Annotated in this window: 18 protein-coding genes; 2 read left to right on the top strand and 16 right to left on the bottom strand. The window is 45.9% G+C overall.

Translation table 11 applies throughout. The features are described from left to right. Window positions 1–23 precede the first annotated feature (23 nt). The 3 genes from BMY78_RS08990 to BMY78_RS08980 all read right to left on the bottom strand — a co-directional run bounded on the left by BMY78_RS08990 (window position 24) and on the right by BMY78_RS08980 (window position 2,056). Window positions 24–998 (bottom strand): D-2-hydroxyacid dehydrogenase family protein, encoded by a 975-nt coding sequence (locus tag BMY78_RS08990; RefSeq protein WP_090896937.1) that lies wholly within the window; start codon window positions 996–998, stop codon window positions 24–26. A 188-nt stretch (window positions 999–1,186) separates the two neighbouring features. Further along, window positions 1,187–1,438, bottom strand: coding sequence for a hypothetical protein (locus BMY78_RS08985; RefSeq protein ID WP_090896933.1), 252 nt, complete (start codon window positions 1,436–1,438; stop codon window positions 1,187–1,189). A 33-nt stretch (window positions 1,439–1,471) separates the two neighbouring features. Next, window positions 1,472–2,056 carry a TetR/AcrR family transcriptional regulator gene (locus tag BMY78_RS08980; protein ID WP_090896930.1) on the bottom strand — a complete coding sequence of 195 codons (585 nt, stop codon included), beginning with the start codon at window positions 2,054–2,056 and terminating at the stop codon, window positions 1,472–1,474. A gap of 243 nt (window positions 2,057–2,299) precedes the next feature. Here BMY78_RS08980 and BMY78_RS08975 point away from each other — a divergent pair, with 243 nt between their 5' ends. Beyond that, window positions 2,300–3,520: an MFS transporter gene (locus BMY78_RS08975; RefSeq protein WP_090896926.1), complete on the top strand. Its 1,221-nt coding sequence runs from the start codon at window positions 2,300–2,302 to the stop codon at window positions 3,518–3,520. Between the two features lie 6 nt (window positions 3,521–3,526). On the opposite strand, the gene BMY78_RS32775 is transcribed toward BMY78_RS08975, so the two are convergent. The 11 genes from BMY78_RS32775 to BMY78_RS08925 all read right to left on the bottom strand — a co-directional run bounded on the left by BMY78_RS32775 (window position 3,527) and on the right by BMY78_RS08925 (window position 15,560). Continuing rightward, complete coding sequence (locus BMY78_RS32775) at window positions 3,527–3,685, bottom strand: hypothetical protein (protein ID WP_175382611.1); 159 nt, start codon at window positions 3,683–3,685, stop codon at window positions 3,527–3,529. A 30-nt stretch (window positions 3,686–3,715) separates the two neighbouring features. Further along, entirely contained in the window at window positions 3,716–4,165 is a 450-nt protein-coding gene (locus BMY78_RS08970; protein WP_371129153.1) for an SRPBCC family protein, read from the bottom strand. 183 nt (window positions 4,166–4,348) lie between these two features. Further along, a complete protein-coding gene (locus BMY78_RS08965) occupies window positions 4,349–5,440 on the bottom strand; it encodes an HD-GYP domain-containing protein (protein ID WP_090896920.1) in 1,092 nt (363 codons plus the stop codon). Between the two features lie 277 nt (window positions 5,441–5,717). After that, the gene (locus tag BMY78_RS08960; protein ID WP_090896915.1) at window positions 5,718–7,553 is read right to left on the bottom strand and encodes a UbiD family decarboxylase; all 1,836 of its coding nucleotides are present in this window, start codon (window positions 7,551–7,553) and stop codon (window positions 5,718–5,720) included. A 278-nt stretch (window positions 7,554–7,831) separates the two neighbouring features. Beyond that, window positions 7,832–9,169, bottom strand: a complete 1,338-nt coding sequence (locus tag BMY78_RS08955) for a HAMP domain-containing sensor histidine kinase (RefSeq protein ID WP_090896912.1) — start codon at window positions 9,167–9,169, stop codon at window positions 7,832–7,834. Next, window positions 9,166–9,834, bottom strand: coding sequence for a response regulator transcription factor (locus BMY78_RS08950; RefSeq protein ID WP_090896909.1), 669 nt, complete (start codon window positions 9,832–9,834; stop codon window positions 9,166–9,168). The genes BMY78_RS08955 and BMY78_RS08950 overlap by 4 nt, the downstream gene beginning before the upstream one ends. 45 nt (window positions 9,835–9,879) lie before the next feature. Beyond that, complete coding sequence (locus tag BMY78_RS08945; RefSeq protein WP_090896907.1) at window positions 9,880–11,844, bottom strand: ABC transporter ATP-binding protein/permease; 1,965 nt, start codon at window positions 11,842–11,844, stop codon at window positions 9,880–9,882. Between the two features lie 173 nt (window positions 11,845–12,017). After that, window positions 12,018–13,310, bottom strand: coding sequence for an amidohydrolase (locus BMY78_RS08940; protein ID WP_090896904.1), 1,293 nt, complete (start codon window positions 13,308–13,310; stop codon window positions 12,018–12,020). Between the two features lie 80 nt (window positions 13,311–13,390). Beyond that, the gene (locus BMY78_RS08935; protein ID WP_090896901.1) at window positions 13,391–13,684 is read right to left on the bottom strand and encodes a hypothetical protein; all 294 of its coding nucleotides are present in this window, start codon (window positions 13,682–13,684) and stop codon (window positions 13,391–13,393) included. An 87-nt stretch (window positions 13,685–13,771) separates the two neighbouring features. Beyond that, window positions 13,772–14,869, bottom strand: a complete 1,098-nt coding sequence (locus tag BMY78_RS08930; RefSeq protein ID WP_090896898.1) for a saccharopine dehydrogenase family protein — start codon at window positions 14,867–14,869, stop codon at window positions 13,772–13,774. Continuing rightward, window positions 14,853–15,560: a class I SAM-dependent methyltransferase gene (locus BMY78_RS08925; RefSeq protein WP_090896894.1), complete on the bottom strand. Its 708-nt coding sequence runs from the start codon at window positions 15,558–15,560 to the stop codon at window positions 14,853–14,855. The genes BMY78_RS08930 and BMY78_RS08925 overlap by 17 nt, the downstream gene beginning before the upstream one ends. Before the next feature lie 131 nt (window positions 15,561–15,691). On the opposite strand from BMY78_RS08925, the gene BMY78_RS08920 reads away from it, so the two are divergent. Next, window positions 15,692–16,807 (top strand): helix-turn-helix transcriptional regulator, encoded by a 1,116-nt coding sequence (locus tag BMY78_RS08920; protein WP_090896891.1) that lies wholly within the window; start codon window positions 15,692–15,694, stop codon window positions 16,805–16,807. 144 nt (window positions 16,808–16,951) lie between these two features. On the opposite strand, the gene yidC is transcribed toward BMY78_RS08920, so the two are convergent. Further along, on the bottom strand, window positions 16,952–17,818 hold the full coding sequence (yidC, locus tag BMY78_RS08915; protein ID WP_090896888.1) for a membrane protein insertase YidC: 867 nt from the start codon (window positions 17,816–17,818) through the stop codon (window positions 16,952–16,954). Further along, complete coding sequence (locus BMY78_RS08910) at window positions 17,755–18,105, bottom strand: hypothetical protein (RefSeq protein WP_177185688.1); 351 nt, start codon at window positions 18,103–18,105, stop codon at window positions 17,755–17,757. The genes yidC and BMY78_RS08910 overlap by 64 nt, the downstream gene beginning before the upstream one ends. Window positions 18,106–18,147: the final 42 nt, after the last annotated feature.

The following is an 18,147-nucleotide window of genomic DNA, read 5'->3' as shown; positions in this document are numbered from 1 at the left end:
ATCTCAAACCCACCTCCGAGCAATTACTTCTTCGAATGCAATTGTCTGATCGGTGTTCCTTTCATAAACATCTCAATATCCTCTACGGTATGGTTAAAATAAATGGCATAGTTGCCTTGAGTCACATAACCCAGGTGCGGTGTTGCCAGCAGATTGGGCAGTGTACGCAACGTATGATTCACAGGAAGAGGCTCCTGTTCATATACGTCCAGGCCCGCCCCGGCAATCCACTCCTTCTGTAAAGCTTCGACCATCGCCTCTTGATCCACAATGCCTGCACGGGACGTATTGATCAATAAAGCGGTATTTTTCATCCGTTGCAGCTCGGCTCGTCCGATCAGATTACGTGTCCGATCACTAAGCACTAGATGGATGGAAACAATATCGCTTTGTTCCAGCAGCTGTTCCTTGGTCTCTGCCCATTGGACGCCCTGTTCCTCCGCTCGTTCCTGTGTCAAATTCTCACTCCAGGCGATCACGTCCATGCCAAAGGCATGGGCAATCTCTGCCATCCGGCTGCCAATCTTGCCTAGTCCGAGCAATCCCAATGTCTTTCCGTACAAATCCATGCCAACTGTACTCTGCCAATTCCGATTGGAACGCAGTGCGTTATTTTCAGTTACCAGTTGTCTGGACAGACCCAGTATCAGCGCCCATGTGAGTTCAGTCGGAGGGTTCGAGCTGCCTTCCGTGCCGCACACGATTACACCGCTTTCTTCCGCAGCCTGGAGGTCAATGGAGGCATTGCGCATGCCGCTTGTAACAAGAAGCTTAAGATTGGGTAATTGAGTTATCACAGATTCAGGAAAAGGTGTACGCTCACGCATCAAGACAATAATCTCAAAATCCTGCAGTTCCTGAACGACCTTCTCTTCTGATCCCATGTAATTATTGAACGTCTGAACTTCAACCCGATCCAGGATAGGAGTCCAATCTGCTGAAGAAAGGGCTACATTCTGATAATCATCCAATATGGCACAACGCAACTTCGTCTGCATGGTTGAATCTCCTCCTCAATATGTGCATCATCGAACAAGGTTTAACATGTTTCTCGCATATGTAAATCATATGATACATCCTAATTTTATCTATACCCTATCTGTATTGTATCAACTCAGACCCGCTCTGCCCAATGTCCTCAGACACAAAAAAGAGCAGGAACACGCTCCCGCTTCTCTCTTTCACATCAAAACAGTTTGAAAAGCAACGCCGTGATCAAAATGGCCATCGCTACTAGAAACAAGGACCGTATTTTCGCAAAAATCGTATCCAATTTCGATTGGCTATTCTCTGTCAGGGAACCCACAATAGCAATAAAAGCAAGCACGGCAATTACAATCAAACTGAACTCGATGATCCCCATCCCACCGTACGTTGTTAGCAGCACACCTATAATGTATAAAACGACAAGGTAGATCCTATGAATATAACGCTCCATATGAACACCCTTTCTAAAAATGAAATTGCTCCCTCATCCTTCTAACAACGATAACGTAACCTTAATACTCTGCTGCACAAATGAGCGATCCGGCTCCGATTTCATCATTACGGTCAATCCAATCATCGATACCACCAGAGATTTTGAGAGATCATTTGCGTCAAGGTCGTTAGACAATTCCCCTGTTTCCTGCCCCCGTTCAATCGTCTCCTTGAAAATCGCCGCCAGATACATCTGGTGCTCGCGTGTCAGAACAGCGAATTTGGGGTCATGCGGAGCCAGTTCAACCATCGTATTGATGCAAAAACAGCCGTGACGAGCATCTGTCACATCCCCTTCCGCTCCGATATGTTCAAATAAAGCACGGAAGGCTTCTTTTACAGAGGATGTATGTTGAAGCCTGAATCTGACCTGAGCAGCATGCAAAGTCGTATATCTGCGAAGTGCCGTTTCAAACAATTCCTTTTTGTCACCAAAAGCCGCATATAGACTGGGGCGCTGAATCCCCATGACTGTTGTCAAATCACTTAAGGATGTCGCTTCAAATCCCTTATCCCAAAAAATCTGCATTGCCGCTTCCAGTGCCTGATCCGTATCAAATTCCCGTTGTCTAACCATGTATTCACCCTCTTTGTGTATCGATCAGTATATAACTATTTTAATCTACATCCCATTCCCATGTCAATTTCATCTCAATTTATAAAAAGAAAATTAAACATTCCACTTCAACTCTTGACATCGTGTGAAAGCGTGAAGTATGTTTATTCCGAATTGTAATGTACTGATCGGTATATTTATATTCAACAGTGTTCTTTCTGCTTCCCTACTTCCCACATTCGAATACAGAAAGGTGAATCATTCATGCAAAATGCATCTCATCAAGCACATCCCTTCAGCGAAGGACGAACGAGTATGTCCCGCCTTGTGGCGCTGTTATTTGCCCTGTGCAGCGGACTGGCGGTAGCCAACATTTATTATGCCCAGCCTTTGCTCGACTCCATTGCGGACGAGTTCAATATCGCGCATTCATCCATTGGCATCGTTATTACCGTAACGCAGATTTGTTACGCCCTCGGATTGTTATTACTCGTCCCTCTTGGTGATCTATTGAATCGGCGCAAGCTGATCATGATCCAGATGCTTTTATCGGTAATCGCCCTGATTGCTGTCGGTACCTCATCATCCAGCCAGGTTCTATTTATTGGAATGGCTGCGATCGGGTTGCTTGCCGTGATTACACAAACACTCGTTGCCTTTGCCGCCTCCCTGGCTGCACCATCTGAACGAGGGCGTATCGTCGGTCTGGTCACAAGCGGAATCGTCATCGGTATATTACTGGCGCGAACCATAGCAGGCACCTTAAACGATTGGATTGGCTGGAGATCGGTCTATCTCTTCTCTGCCAGTCTGACATTACTGGGGATTATCGCCCTGTTTCTTGTACTGCCCAAACACGAACCCAAGCGAGAGAAACTCACCTATACCCAATTAATCGTTTCTGTCCTGCAACTATACCGGGAGCTGCCTATTCTGCGAACACGCGGCGTTCTCGCCACGTTGATCTTCACAGCCTTCAGCATCCTATGGACTTCCATGGTGCTGCCGCTTAGCGCTCCCCCCCTTTCCCTGTCACATACTGCTATCGGAGCCTTTGGTCTTGCGGGAGCTGCTGGTGCGCTGGCTGCTGCACGTGCTGGAAGACTGGCTGATCGGGGATTGGGACAAAAGACGACGGGTGTTGCTCTTGTCATATTGCTTCTATCCTGGCTGCCCATAGGCTATGTTCACCACTCTGTATGGCTGTTTGTAGCTGGGGTAATTATGCTGGACCTTGCCGTACAGGCCGTACATGTCACCAACCAGAGTCTGATCTATGAAGTCCGTCCTGAGGCGCAGAGCCGTTTGACAGGCGCTTACATGATCTTTTATTCGATTGGAAGTGCTACCGGCTCCATTGCTTCTACTCAAGTGTACGCATGGGCAGGTTGGACTGGCGTTTGCTGGCTGGGTGCAGGCGTGAGTGCCGCTGCGCTTCTGTTCTGGACCATTGACCGGTATATTCATCGGAATTCGGATCAATAAATAAACTTAATCCAGCTTATTCCATACCACGATAAACAGCGTGGCTAACGGACCAAATAACAGAGAAATCAGAAACCAGTTACGACCACTTCTGTTTTTTCCCTGAGCAAGTCCGGCATTAATAAGAGCAAGTGTACCCCAACCCACAAAATATTCGTTTTCCATCAAACATCATCTCCTCCTGACAGATCAGCTCTATCTATTCTCTAGTAACGTCTTTAGCTTCAAGTTACGGCTCTCCAGGAAAGCCAGCATATACCTCTTGAGTACAATTCGCTCTGCAACCCAACCCAGAACACCAAGGGGAGCTTCAAATCTCAGTGTGTCTCTCATACAAGTGGTCTGCTCGCCAAGCTTGCTGAAGCTGTGTTCATGTCTCATGCTCTTGAAAGCACCTTTCTCCATCTGATCCACAAAAAGATATGGCCGATTGTACTCGGCGATCCGGGAAGTCAGCTTCTGCCTTATCCCGAAATGGCTTGCTTCAAAAGTTACCGTATCGCCTTCACCAATTCTGCCCGTTGTAACACCCGCTACAGCCTGCTCACGGGTATGTTTCCAGACCGTCCGGGTATGAATATCAATATCCCGCGCATAGTCAAAACACCGCTCAATCGGGGCATGAATTGTAATCTCGGTTACCACTTCAATCAAGGACGATCTCTCCTTTTCCGCTTCTGTTTCCTAAAAAGGAAGATTAAGGTCTTTGCAAAAGTATACTCCTGGTCACCATGAAGAACAACGCAGTGCGTCATATAAATGAAAAACGGGTCCCCTGTCATCGTACAGGAGGCCCGTTTTCGGTATGAATTCATTCGTTATTCAAACTTAGATAATTAATTCATTAATGGCAAGTGTGCGTTCTTTGGACAGATCACGATATTGTTCCGATTCCACCTTGATCAGTGGTTTGAAAATATCGGAAGTATTGTTCATGACAATAACACCCCGCTCGCCGTTGCTCAGCAGTACTTGTTTGCCAATAAAATTAGGAAGCAGATGCTGCATCAAGGCCTGAACCGGCTTCTCATTCAATTTGCCGAATCCCATCGCATAAATATCGCGCAAGTTGTTGATCAGGTTCGGATTGCTGCTTCCGTGACTGCCCGATCTCATCCCGATGTATATGTCAGCGACAGATACGATCTGTGTGTATGGATGGATTTCGCCTTTCTTCAGTTGCATCGGATATCCGGTACCATCCTCCAGTTCATGATGCTGAAGAGCTACCAGCGCTGTAGCTTCATCCGTCATGGAACTTTTGATAATATCATGTCCATAGATCGTGTGACGCTGCAATTCGAGCTGTTCATCTGCGGTTAACGGTTCCATCTTGTTGCGTATCCGATGGGATACCTTGCATTTGCCGATATCATGAAGATAGCCACCACGACTGATCTGATAACTTTCTTTTTGGGAATAACCAAGCCAGTTGGCCAGGTAAAATGATAACAGCCCAACCTGAATGGAATGCGTGTAGTTATTGACATCATCCCGTTCCAGCATCATCAGGAGATGTACGACATCCTTTTGCTCGTCCAATCCCTCTACCATCGGTTGAAGCGCATCGTCCACCATGGTTGCGTTGAACTTACCCACCGTCAGTGCTTCGAGAAACGCAGATTGATAGTTATGTACAGTTTGTATAAATTGAGATTTCATTTCTTCTTCAGGCGGTTCTTCCTTGGTGCTTGTGCTTGCTCCAGATGCAAATTTTGCTGCAGCAGCAAAGAATTCCGCTTCCGTGATCTCTTCCTCGCGTGGTTCAATATCCACATAGTCTACGCGGTGCTGCATCAGCAAGGTGATATCTTCACTTTTGATCACAGTACCCTGACCCAGAACGTGTAATCCCGCTTCGCTGAATGTATCCGCAGTTAGACGGTCTCCATCTTGCAGGTTCATAATATGGATTCTCAAATCGGTATTCCCCCTGAACAATCATTTATAGTCAACAGCACCCGTTAGATCGGGTCCCAAAAATCCCTATACTACTTTATATCGATAAATACATTCTTTTTCTCCATAGTCCAAACGACCTTAATCGTAAAAGGAAATACGAACGTATAAGACTTTATTCTCAGTCCCATTTTCAAAAAAGTCCCGGTTTGATTTTGCATTTTGATAACGGACATCTTGCTTTACACATATATAACCAAAAAGCCCAAAAAAATCTTTGGGCTTTTATTGAATTCAACTATATTTTGATCGAGCTCAGACTCGCTCCCTGTACGAAAAAGCGTTCAATCCCTTTCTCAACAGATGGGTCCGGAATTAACGGTGGCGCCTGATGCGGCTTCACTCTGGCATCGATAATGATCTGGTCACAGCCCCAATGTTTATAGTTGTAACTGCTGTTCACACCGTACATATCATGAGACGGATTACTGCGGGTAAATGTCGCCCACAAGAAGTTGCTGAGATTCGCACTCAGGAAAGAACTATCATCACATAAAACAATCATTGGACAAGAAGACAGATCTCCCTTTTCCTTCAGCATGTCCGTAAATGCCTTCATTTCTTGTTCTGTATCCGCATAACTGGTGAACGGCGCACTCTGAATAGCTATAATTCCTGGCATCACGAACTGTGGATTGTTATATCCCCGAATATCCTTCAATGTCTCCGGCACTCCAAGGCACAACTCCCGTTTCTTCTCCCCATAGGCTGCAAATACAACCTTGCTGCCGCTGTTCAACCCGGTTCCCGAGTAATCCAGCGTATCGATCGTTGTATTGGTATGGAAATGAATGTCCCGCTGCAGATCCATTCGTTCCAGGATGTACGTCAGGAATTCCACTTCACGGTGCGTATCCAGCGGTTGCTGATCTTCTGCTGTGATAAACAAGTACTTCGCCAGACTGAGCTGGCCTGTGCCCAGAATACGACTCGCAATGGTCAGCAGCTCTGTTGGCTGTTTTACCGTCTGGTAGGGCGTATAACGCTCACTTCCAATCGCAAAAAGAAGTGGATGTACTCCTGCTGCATCAACTGCGTGGACTTCTTTTACGCCCGGAATCTCCTGTTTAATGGCATCACCCGTAATTTCGTGAATCAGATCCCCAAATGCGGTATCCTCTTGCGGAGGACGACCCACCACGGTAAATGGCCAGATCGCATTTGGCTTGGCGTACACTTTATGCACTCTCATTAGTGGGAACGGATGGGTCAGACTGTAATATCCAAGATGATCACCAAACGGTCCTTCAGGCTTTGTCTCGTCCGGGTAAATATCACCGGTGATGACAAAATCGGCGTCATTGCTGATGCAATATCCGTCCTTATAGCTGTAGCGGAAACGACGGCCGGCAAGTAGCCCTGCGAAAGTCATCTCACTGAGGCCTTCCGGCAAAGGCATCACTGCAGAAAGTGTATGTGCCGGCGGCCCCCCAATGAAGATGCTCACTTTCAGAGGTTCTCCCTTTTTGACCGCTTTGGCCTGATGAATACCAATGCCGCGATGGATCTGATAATGAAGTCCAATTTCCTTATTCAGTTCATAATCATTACCACTTAGCTGTACCCGGTACATGCCCAGATTGGAGTTCATAATGCCTGGCTTGTCCGGGTCCTCCGAATAGACCTGAGGCAGCGTAACGAATGCTCCACCATCCATGGGCCAATGCTTGATCAACGGCAGATCCGAGATCTGAATCTCTTGCGCGGTTACAGGCAAACTGATGGACTTCTGCTTAGGGAGAGCCTGCCAGGCGGCAAGACCTGTGCTGATATGCTGAAATGGCGTCTTAAGTGCCTTCATTGGATCATCCCGGACAGCCATGACACGCTGTACACCTTCAAGCGTTCCACGGAACATGAATTTGCTTCGTTCCAGTGTACCGAACAGGTTCGAAACTGCCTGGAACTTCGAGCCTTTCACATTTTCGAAAAGCAGAGCTGGGCCTTTCGCCTCATGCACTTTCATATGTATCGCTGCCATCTCCAAATGAGGGTCCACTTCTTCCTTCACGCGAATCAAATGTCCGTGCTGCTCCAGATCATTAATGCAATCTTCCATATTGCGATATTTCATTGGATGGCTCCATTCTGTATATAATAAATTGTTATGTTCATATATTCACATAGATGTGTAAGGGTAGCGGATAGAATAAAACGTTGAATCTACTTCACTCTCGTCACACTACTATTGGATTGATGCTCGCATCTCCTCTATCTTATCAAATCATCTGCCACTAAACAAAACAATATATGAAATCGATCACGCAGCACTCACCAAAAAGCAATATTCAGGCAATAGGAGTCCTGTATCATGCGGACCACGATTGCTTAAATATTGCTTTTTGGGCTTTTTTAAGACGTAGCCGAAGGTCTGGGGATCGTAACTGTAAACTGCGTTCCTTCTCCAACCCTGCTCTCCACATTAATTGCACACTCATGTAATTTCAAAATTTTAATCACGATGGAAAGCCCTAGTCCATTGCCTCTAAGAGCACTGCTCCGCGCTTTGTCTACCATATAAAATCGATCGAAAATATACGGAAGGTCTTCCTCGGGTATTCCTTGTCCTGAATCTCTAATGGATACCTTCACAGATGACGTGGACATCTCGATTGCGATGTGAATGACCCCATCGGAACCTGTATATTTTATCGCATTGTTGATTAAATTCTGCCAGACCTGCTCAAACAGATCTTTATCAACGGTAATTTCGCAAGGCAATAAATCCAATTCAATCCTGATATTTTTGTGCGCCCACTGGGGTTCAGCTAATACGATCGCTCTTCTTAACTGTTCATCTAATTGGAAGGTCGTGAGATTAAACGGATGGTGCTCGGAATCCAGTGAGGCTAACCGAAGTAAATTATCGCTCAGCCTGGACAGGCGTAATGTTTCCTCATATATGATATCCAGATGCTCTTTCTGCTCTTCCAATGGGATAACACCATCTTGCAGCGCTCGTGTGAATCCCCTGATTGATGTTAGTGGAGACTGCATTTCATGAGAGACATTGCTGACAAAATCGTCACGCACCGAGTCTATTTTTTGCAGCTCACGGGCCATATGATTAAAGCTCTCCATCAGCTCACCAAACTCATCTGGATTGTTATGCTTCAACCGGACGGATAGATCGCCTGATGCCATTTTCTTAGCTGCAGCAGTTAACTTTTTGATCGGTTTCACAATGTACCCAGACATGAACATGATTAATAAGCTTCCTATGACTAAGACAGTGAGTAGCGATATAAATAATGTACGTTTCACATTATGAAAAATCGATGAAAAATTAATTTTGATCAGGAGCGCATCTTTCTCTTCATTCATCCTGGGAACACCGACGATTGCCGTTTCATCTTTTTTGGACATCATAAACGCTTTCGTCGAACTTTCATCGAATAATTCATGAACCTTATCATCCGGAAAGGAAGCAAGTACTTCACTTTGTTCGTTCACGGAGTTGATGTCCAAGCCGTATCGTGCAAAGATATCCAAGCTTGTTTTCACTTTTTCCGGATCATCAATCAGGTTTATTATCGTAGCGATATCCTCGGCAATCGTAATCATGGAATGATTCGGTGTGTTTTCCTGAGACCGCATATTTAAGATAAAGGAGAGAATTAAACTGACGATCACAATGCCAAAAAAGGTAACTACGATTCGTAAACGCAGGCTTTTCCTCACGATTTTCATACACTCTCCAGACGATATCCAAGTCCTCTTATCGTCGAAATGATCAGCTCGGGGATCGGTTCAAGCCGTTCTCTTAACCTTTTGATATGCACATCAACGGTACGCTCATCACCTTCATAATCGATTCCCCATATATCTTCTATAAGCTGTGTACGTGTAAATATTTGCCCTGGCAAACTCGCCAGAGCAAACAACAATTCACATTCCTTCTTTTTCAATTCAACCGTTTGTGCTCCTGCATCCACTGTCAAATTGCTCAGATCAATCGTTGCACCGCCTATATGAATAACATTTGATGAAATCTTGTTGTATCTCTTCATTAAGGATTTCACACGCAAGATTAACTCTACAGGATCAAAAGGCTTTACTAAATAATCGTCTGAGCCTGCATTAAATCCTCTGACCTTATCCTTGGATTCTCCCTTGGCAGTCACCATCAGAATCGGAATATCCATATAAGATCGAATATCTTCGGTCAGTTCAATACCATCTACATGGGGCATCATCACATCTACAATTGCTAAATCAATTTTGGTATGAGACAAGATGTTCAGTGCTTCTTGGCCATCCGGCGCTTCCACAACTGAAAACTGATTTTTTTCGAGATAAATTCGGATTAATTTGCGGATATGCGAATCATCATCAACCACAAGAATCGTGTTCATTTATGCATTATCCTTTCCGCAATTTTCAATATTCACTACTTGGTTTTATTCATATCGTAAGGATTCCATCGGGTCGAGCTTGGCTGCTTTGGATGAAGGCATCAAACCAGCGATGATACTAATCACTGTACTTACAACGATTCCGAACAAGATATAATATCCCGAGAGATGAATCAGTTTTGCTCCAAACGCATTGTCCAAAAGAATATTTAATACATAACTAATAATTATCGCAAATACTACCGCAATGATACCACTGAATACCCCCAATAGAGCAGATTCAGAAAAGAAAATTCGCTTGATATCCTTCTTTCTTGCTCCAATCGCACGAAGGATTCCGATTTCCTTTGTTCGTTCCACGACACTAATATAAAGCACAACCAATATCATAATACCGGATACAATCAACGAAATGCCTGCAATACCAGACAGAACGATCGTGGCCATGTTCACATATGTCGTGATATTTTCCATGATTTTTGCCGTCTGGGAGCCTGAGAAGCCCGCATCTACAGCAGCAGCATTAATATCATTGACATATTTCATATCGGTTGCATATGCATTAACCTGAATTGGCCCAATCGTTATTCCATTGTCCGTATACATTTGCTCCAACGTCTGTGATGAAATGTAACCCGGTGATTGCTGCATGGGTGATCTTTGATCTGACGCTTGATATATACCTGATATGGTTATTTCTTTCCCCAAAGTTACCGGTTTATTATTGCCATCCATCTCATTGATATATAGAAACACAGACTTGCCGATCATCGATTCAGCTTGGTCATTTCCGCTTAATTTATTCGCCGTATCGAGGGGTAACAACATCTCATTTTCTACCGGAAGCGTACCCTTTGTTATCATTGCTGGATCAAAAGCATCCGTTAACGTCGTTAACTGCGTGAGTGCCACACTTTGCTTTGCATGAACCATAGTCGATTTGCCTGTAATGGTAGTGATCGTCGCTACATGATCCACATTAGGGAATTTGCGAATGGTCTCAATATCAGCTGCTGTGAACGGTTCACCTGTTGCCATCAAGGCTTCCGGGCCTTGCATATCTTTGGCATCTGCACTGGGCTTCGTTATATCCACGAGTAACGGGTCCATGCTTGAATTGATTTCGTCGTTCATATATGTCGTTATTCCATTACCCAAGGAGAGCATCAGGAGTACGCTTAAAATTCCTATCGACCCACCTAATGCTACCAGTATATTTCGCTTGCCGTTGAGTTTCATGTTTTTGAGAGCCATTTGGAAAGAAGCCAGTAAGCCCAGGTTTCTCGAAGCACCACGGCTACCCTCATAGGTAGTCAAGGAACGATCTTTTAAATGGATATCATCCTTAATCCGCCCCTCCTCAACCTTGACTATACGTGTACCGGAATCGGCCACTTTCTGCGAGTGAGTTACCGCAATGACCAGCATCCCTTTTTGCGCAATACTGTCCAGCAAAGCCAGAATTTGATCCCCGTTTTCCTTATCCAGAGCACCCGTTGGTTCATCCGCCAAAATAATGTCTGGATTGTTCGATAATGCACGAGCAATGGAAACCCGTTGCTTCTGTCCACCCGACAGCTGGTTGGGCCGTTTATTCAGATGATCCTTCAGTCCGACCTCGGTCAAAATATCTATAGCACGCTTGTTGCGTTCCTTTTCACTAGTATCCGTCATTTGCATAGCAATCGTAACATTTTCCAGTACAGACAGATGTGGGATCAGATTGAAATTTTGAAACACAAAGCCGATATTATTCTTGCGATAATCATCCATTTCCTTTTCCGTCATGGTACTTAAGTTCTTACCACGAACAAGGATCTCCCCTTCAAAATCGGAGTCCATTCCACCAATAATATTCATAAGGGTTGACTTTCCGCAACCCGATTCACCAAGGATCGAGACGAACTCTCCTGTCTCAAAGCTCAAATTCACATCGTGGAGCACGGGTACCTTTTCCTTACCATACAGCGTGTATGATTTCTTCACATGTTTAACTTCTAATATAGTCATCTTGATCTCTTCCTCTCCAAGTCATACACCCTGTCTATCTATTGAACATTTCACATTCTAACAAATTTGTGTGAACTGATAATGAACTGGACAAGTCGTGTCTGCCTGGCAAAAGAAAATACACCTGCAAAGACTTGAGTTGAACCATATCAAGTCACTGCAGGTGTCAAAAATTAAATCCCTTCAACAATACGCTTCGCCCGAACCTCTACCTGACGGAAAAGTTCTTCCTCATCTATCGTTAGCAGCTGCCTGCCTCTCATCAACACCCGACCATTCACAATGGTGGTATCTACATCGGCGCCGTTCACGCTGTATGCAAGTAATGATTCCAGCTCGTGAACCGGCTGCAAATGCGGTTTCTTCAGATCAATCAGAATCAGGTCGGCCTTGCGCCCAATTTCCAGCACACCCACTTCATCCTGAAGGTTCAACAGACCTGCACTTCCCCGTGTAGACATGTATAGTACCTCTCTTGCCGACAACCGGGTAGGGTCACCATAATCCAGCTTTTGCAGCCAGGTCGCAGCCTTGATCTCTTCAAACATATCGACGGTTGTCGCACTTCCTGCCCCGTCGGTTCCAAGACCCACGTTAATTCCCTGTGCAATCATCTCCGTAATTGGGGCAATTCCGCAGCCAAGCTTCAGATTGCTGACCGGATTGTGTGCTACTCCACCACGCATGCCTTTCAGTCTGCCAATATCTCTACGATTCAGGTGTACGCCATGGGCAAGCAGTACGTGTAGTTTTTCGAACATACCTGCCTCTTCCAAATACTCCGTTGGCGTCATGCCATAGCGTTCACGAATCTTCACAACTTCCTCTTTCGTCTCAGCCAGATGAATGTGGATAGGCACATTCTCCTGTTCCGCCATCGCAATGACTTCCCGCAAAGGTTCTACTGGGCAAGTATAAGGAGAATGCGGGCCATACATCGTCGTAATTCGACCCTCCGCCTTCCCCGACCAACGTTGTACCAAATCGACCGCTTCCTGTAATCTGCGCCCTCCGTCATCCTCCACGAATACCATTCCGCGTGTGAGCGATGCCCGAATGCCGGTTTCCGTCACCGCTTCTGCGATTTCATTCATGTGAATGTACATATCAGCGTAAGCTGTAGTTCCTGAACGGATCATCTCGGCGATGGATAATTGTGCTCCCCAGTATATATCTTCGGGTGTCATCCGGGCTTCTGCAGGCAGCATCTTACGGTCAAGCCAGTCCATCAGCTTCAGATCATCCGAGAATCCCCGCAGCAGACTCATCGGTGTATGCTGGTGAGCATTGATCAGGCCCGGCATGGCCAGTTTATGTTGACCATCCATAATGTCATCACCCGGTTGAGCCTGAATGTGGGGAGCAATCTCTGCGATACGGTCGCCTACAATGCGAATATCCCCCTTGAAGGGGGAATCGGTGTCTTTCATCGTTAAGATTGTGGCTTGCTGGATTAATATACTCATTCGTTTCACAACTCCTCTAGGTTTGGATTGCCTTACTTCCAAATCCGAGGATAAGCCTTCACGTAACGGCAAGGTCAAGATTAAGTTAATTTTTGAGTCGTCATTGTTCTGAAACTTTGGATAAAAGGTTTGGGATCTATGTTGACCATATAAGGATAGACTCCGGTGCTGGTATGTAGATAGAAAAAACCACCTTCATTCCCCATTCTCCGAAAGGACATGTCGAACACTTCCGTAATATTAAACTCACGGTATTTCGTTACAATCTTGTCCGAGTACAGGATCATGGACCGATCGCTCTGCAGTATTTCCTGTGCGAGACCCGTCACTTCTCTCTGTACTTTGTAATATGGCAATACAGCAATGCAGTTCATGATCTCCCTCCGTTCTAGCATGATTATTTGTTCCATCATATCAGATCGGAGAGCCTGAGCAAAAAATGATCCAACCACATAGATGATTTACGTGATCTTCGTTGTTACTCTCAATGGAAAACGAAGTGCTTCCTGAATGTTCTGCAAGGACAGGCATTGTTCAATGTGGAAAACACCGTGCGGCAGTTCCGTCCGATACATTCGCTCCGCTACCGCCGCCGCAACTGCTGCTGTTGCATCTGCTTCACGTTCGCCAATCAGCAGCTGCTCGACATGGACTGGTTTGCCCTTTTTCCATCCCATTGCATCTACCTTAACTGCAAACATCGGCTCCCCTCCGGGAATAACCCCAAATGCCTTGACCGTACCCTTACGAAGGGAGGGAATACGCAATAGTGAGAACAGACCAATACGTTTGAAGATGGCCATGGATCTGGTCATCCAACGGGAATCGAGACATAACCTGGTGGACACCGTTGGAATACGAAGTGTACGAGCAACGACGTGTTGATCCGAAAAGTTAAACCGATACGCTTTCCTGCGGCCCAGGTCTGCGCCAAAATCAATCCATTTACCATCGTGAAAACTTACCACTTCGGCTGGCTTGCCCTTTTTCATAACCTGATAGGCAGCATTCATCTGATCCACAGTCCACTCCACCGCGGCTTTTCCGTGTTTCTCACCCAGTCCCAACATGACAGTGATGTCCGCTTCGTCCACTTGGTCCATATGGGTACCTGCTTCACGCACAAGCAGATTGGTCATACCAGGCGACAGTCCCACACTGAGCATCGCTGTTGCTTTGGAACGCTGCATTTTGGAATGCAGCCGTTCGACCTGACCCAGAAAATCATAATTGGCCGAAATATCGATATAATCTGTCCCTGCTTTCGCACAAGCCTCGACAAATCGGGTATCTGTCTGGTCCACACACATGATCACCAGCTTGACTGATTGAAGCATACCAGGATTAATGGCTTTTCGTACATCCAATTGAAGCGGCTGGACTATACCACCCGTAGATCGGCTGAATTCCTCAGCCCGGTTCATCCGTGTACCTGCCGCCCATACCTTGCCGGGAAACGAGCGTCCCAATTGCGTACATATCATTTGCCCCACCTGACCATATCCGCCAACAACCCAAATCTGGTCTTTCACAGACTCTATTTTAGTTTCGTTTCGCATAATATCCCTCCACCCAGAATGCTCCGAAATAACATGTAATGTGCGAGAATCCGCATTCTTTCATCAGCTCTACCATTTGTTCAGATGAGATGGGATCCGACTCTCGGCCTAGGGAAGCTGCAAACCGCTCCCATTCATCAGGCTGAATGCCACTACTTAACATGTGATCCTGCCAGGCTTGCATCATGGTTGGATATACAGGCGAATGAAGATCGGCATTCACTGCCGCAATAATGAGTGGCGCTCCAGGCTTAAGTCTGGCCGCAAGGTTGGACAGGAACCGTCTTTTGGACTCGATCCCCTGAATAAAATGCAGCATTAGCATGCTTGTCGCCCCGTCGTATACAGCCTCTTCCGGCAACGCTTCAAGCGTCATGGATTTAAGTTGCACTCTGGCGTCGACTCCCGCTTTCTGGACTCTTCTCTCTGTTAACTGAAGCATTGGCTGAGAAGGATCTACTCCGGTAAACGTCCATCTCTTATGGCGAGAACCAAGCAGAGCTATTTCCTTACCTCCACCGGCTCCGACAATTAGTATTTTAGCTTCGTTGTTATCCGTGATAGAAGCGGCAAGCAGCCGCTCCATCAGATCATGCATATGAGAATAACCCGGAATTTTCAGGGCTATCGATTGTTCATAACGGTTTTCATCCGCCGTATCCCAGCTCATAGGTGGTTGATTGTGGTCCATTGATACTACACTCCTCGTGAATTCAAGTTAGACTTGACTCTTCGTTCGTCTAATTTCATTATAAAAGGATACGCAGAGCGTACAATCCCAGAACAATGGGATATCTGCATGAGGAGAGGAGAGAGAGCTTTATGACATCACGTATGGAACGGAACCAGCGACTCATTACTTCTCTCGAAAAAGGAACCTGGACCTCTCGCACCTACCGGGAAGCTGTACTGAAACAAATTCAGAATATCGTTCCCTATGACGCGTATTGCTTCACAACAGTTGATCCACAGACTCTTCTCTCAACAGGTGCCGTGACGGAAGACGGCATTGAAGCCGTTCATGACCGGCTGTTCGTTAATGAATACATGGAAGAAGACATACATAAGTATGCTGATTTGATTCACAGCGGCGACTATACAGCGATCCTTCATGCATCGATAAGCGAAAACCCTGTATCAAGCGTTCGATATCATAACATCCTTCAACCAGCAGGTTTCGGTGATGAACTTCGAGCTGTACTGGTCAGTGCCGGAGCCTGTTGGGGGTATCTAACCTTATATCGCAGGACGGAAGAACCCGTATTCACGGAGGAGGAGCGACTGAGCATTCAGGCTTGGACACCTTCTATTGCATTGATGTTACGATCCACAAGTCTGACTCTTCTGGACGAGATGAAGAGCGGAAGTCCCTCGGACCCAGGTATTATGATCACATCGGACGCTTTCGAGCTGTTATCCGTGAACGCTCCCGCTCAATATTGGCTATCGCAATTACGTTTACTGGAGCATGTGGGACCAGATGTATTGCCACGTCCAGTCCGTGCTGTAAGTTCGCATTTACAGCGTCAGATTCGTACAGATTCCGATTTGATGGTTGTGCAAGAACCTATCCTTCATTCGCCTTCCAAAGTCTGCATTCAACTCCTGGATGGTCGTTACCTTGTGCTTCATGCCAGCCGTATGCAACAGCTTTCAGGTCCAGATCAGATTGCGATCAGGCTTGAACAGGCTATGCCACAGGACTTGCTGCCTTTACTCGCCGAGAGTCATGGGTTGTCCATTCGGGAACGGGAGTTGTTAGGTTACGTGCTGCGCAGCTATTCTTCCAAAGAAATTGCTGAAGCAATGCATATATCAGCCTACACGGTACAGGATCATTTAAAATCCATTTTTGCCAAAACAAACGTATCCTCCCGCCGTGAGTTAATCTGGTATTTTGTATCCCGTTTCCAGTTGTCTGATGAGCCGGCAATTTGAATGTTATAACCTGGACATACAAAAAGATGCCTTGTCCCATGGGACAAGGCATCTTTGCGCTGCATGATGGTGAAGAACATCCGTTATATCAACACATACTTTAAATTTATATGATTCTAGTGCACCAATCTCATGAGTGAAAACTTAGGACTTAGCGGGCTTCGCAGGTTTGATGTTTTTGTTCTTTACCTCTACAGCCACGGGCTCTTGCGGATGTTCTACCGGATACAATTTGCGGAACAATAACGTCTGCAAGACCAGGAATGAACCGCCGATCGTCCAATACAGCGGCATCGCTGCAGGTGCGGAAAGCGAGAAAAAGGCCATCATCAATGGAGAGATATATCCCATGATTGCGAATTGTTTTCGCTGTTCCGGCGCCATATTGGCTTGTGAAACTTTGGCTTGAATCAGATAAATAATAGCTACCACGACTGCAAGCACATAGTCCGGCGCTCCTAATTTGAACCACAGAAAGGAGTGGGATGACAACTCCGGCGTAAGCCGGATAGCCGTGTAGATACCTGACAGAATGGGCAATTGAATCAGCAGTGGTAAGCATCCGATATTCAGCGGATTGAACTTGTGCTTCTTGTACAGCTCCATCGTTTCCTGTGAAAGCTTCTGCTTATCAGCTGGGTCGTTTTTGCCCTCATACTTTTTCTTGAGCGCATCCATCTCCGGCTTCATAGCATTCATGATCACTCGGGTACCCTGCTGAGATTTTGCTTGTCGCATCATCAATGGCAACAACGCAAGACGGATAACGAGGGTGATCACAATAATAGCTACCCCATAACTTCCATTAAATATCGTTGCGATGTGCTGAATGAGATACGACAGTGGAAATACAACATAATGGTTAAAGAACCCTGGTGTTGATGAATTAATCTCTGAGACGTTGTTACTGCATCCAGCCAGTAGCATAACTGCAAATAGAATTGCAATCAGGCCATAGATCCGTCCCTTGCCAGATGTAAAAGTGAACCCCTTGCTTGTCTTATGTTCCATATATATCCTCCTCGTTGATTTGTAGAACGTACATTCAACGAGGAATGGCAATCTGGTTCATCTTCATCCGGGGATTCTCTTCGTCTGACGATTCGACTTAAAGCTTCAGGTCTGTGTTGTCCGTCCAAAGACAAGGTTGGCAATCCAGGTTCCAGACCACCTCCGGCGCCACCTTCCATCCAGTACTCTGTAATGCCGCAATGCAGATGGGCAATATACGCGTAACTGACTGTGAAAATGAGTCCGAGTGAAAATATATACGGTATCAATTCCTGAAGTTCAAACAAGGGATTCACCCCCTTTATAGGTTAGTTTTTATAGTATAACAC

The sequence above is a fragment of the Paenibacillus sp. OK076 genome, from assembly GCF_900110055.1.
Taxonomy (GTDB): Bacteria; Bacillota; Bacilli; order Paenibacillales; family Paenibacillaceae; genus Paenibacillus.
This window is presented reverse-complemented; position numbering and strand designations above follow the sequence as displayed.

Excerpts from the sequence above, each read along its gene's own strand:
- BMY78_RS08990 (WP_090896937.1), bottom strand. The coding sequence starts at position 998 with ATGCAGACGAAGTTGCGTTGTGCCATATTGGATGATTATCAGAATGTA.
- BMY78_RS08985 (WP_090896933.1), bottom strand. The coding sequence starts at position 1,438 with ATGGAGCGTTATATTCATAGGATCTACCTTGTCGTTTTATACATTATA.
- BMY78_RS08980 (WP_090896930.1), bottom strand. The coding sequence starts at position 2,056 with ATGGTTAGACAACGGGAATTTGATACGGATCAGGCACTGGAAGCGGCA.
- BMY78_RS08975 (WP_090896926.1), top strand. The coding sequence starts at position 2,300 with ATGCAAAATGCATCTCATCAAGCACATCCCTTCAGCGAAGGACGAACG.
- BMY78_RS32775 (WP_175382611.1), bottom strand. The coding sequence starts at position 3,685 with ATGGAAAACGAATATTTTGTGGGTTGGGGTACACTTGCTCTTATTAAT.
- BMY78_RS08960 (WP_090896915.1), bottom strand. The coding sequence starts at position 7,553 with ATGAAATATCGCAATATGGAAGATTGCATTAATGATCTGGAGCAGCAC.
- BMY78_RS08955 (WP_090896912.1), bottom strand. The coding sequence starts at position 9,169 with ATGAAAATCGTGAGGAAAAGCCTGCGTTTACGAATCGTAGTTACCTTT.
- BMY78_RS08950 (WP_090896909.1), bottom strand. The coding sequence starts at position 9,834 with ATGAACACGATTCTTGTGGTTGATGATGATTCGCATATCCGCAAATTA.
- BMY78_RS08945 (WP_090896907.1), bottom strand. The coding sequence starts at position 11,844 with ATGACTATATTAGAAGTTAAACATGTGAAGAAATCATACACGCTGTAT.
- BMY78_RS08940 (WP_090896904.1), bottom strand. The coding sequence starts at position 13,310 with ATGAGTATATTAATCCAGCAAGCCACAATCTTAACGATGAAAGACACC.
- BMY78_RS08935 (WP_090896901.1), bottom strand. The coding sequence starts at position 13,684 with ATGAACTGCATTGCTGTATTGCCATATTACAAAGTACAGAGAGAAGTG.
- BMY78_RS08930 (WP_090896898.1), bottom strand. The coding sequence starts at position 14,869 with ATGCGAAACGAAACTAAAATAGAGTCTGTGAAAGACCAGATTTGGGTT.
- BMY78_RS08925 (WP_090896894.1), bottom strand. The coding sequence starts at position 15,560 with ATGGACCACAATCAACCACCTATGAGCTGGGATACGGCGGATGAAAAC.
- BMY78_RS08920 (WP_090896891.1), top strand. The coding sequence starts at position 15,692 with ATGACATCACGTATGGAACGGAACCAGCGACTCATTACTTCTCTCGAA.
- yidC (WP_090896888.1), bottom strand. The coding sequence starts at position 17,818 with ATGGAACATAAGACAAGCAAGGGGTTCACTTTTACATCTGGCAAGGGA.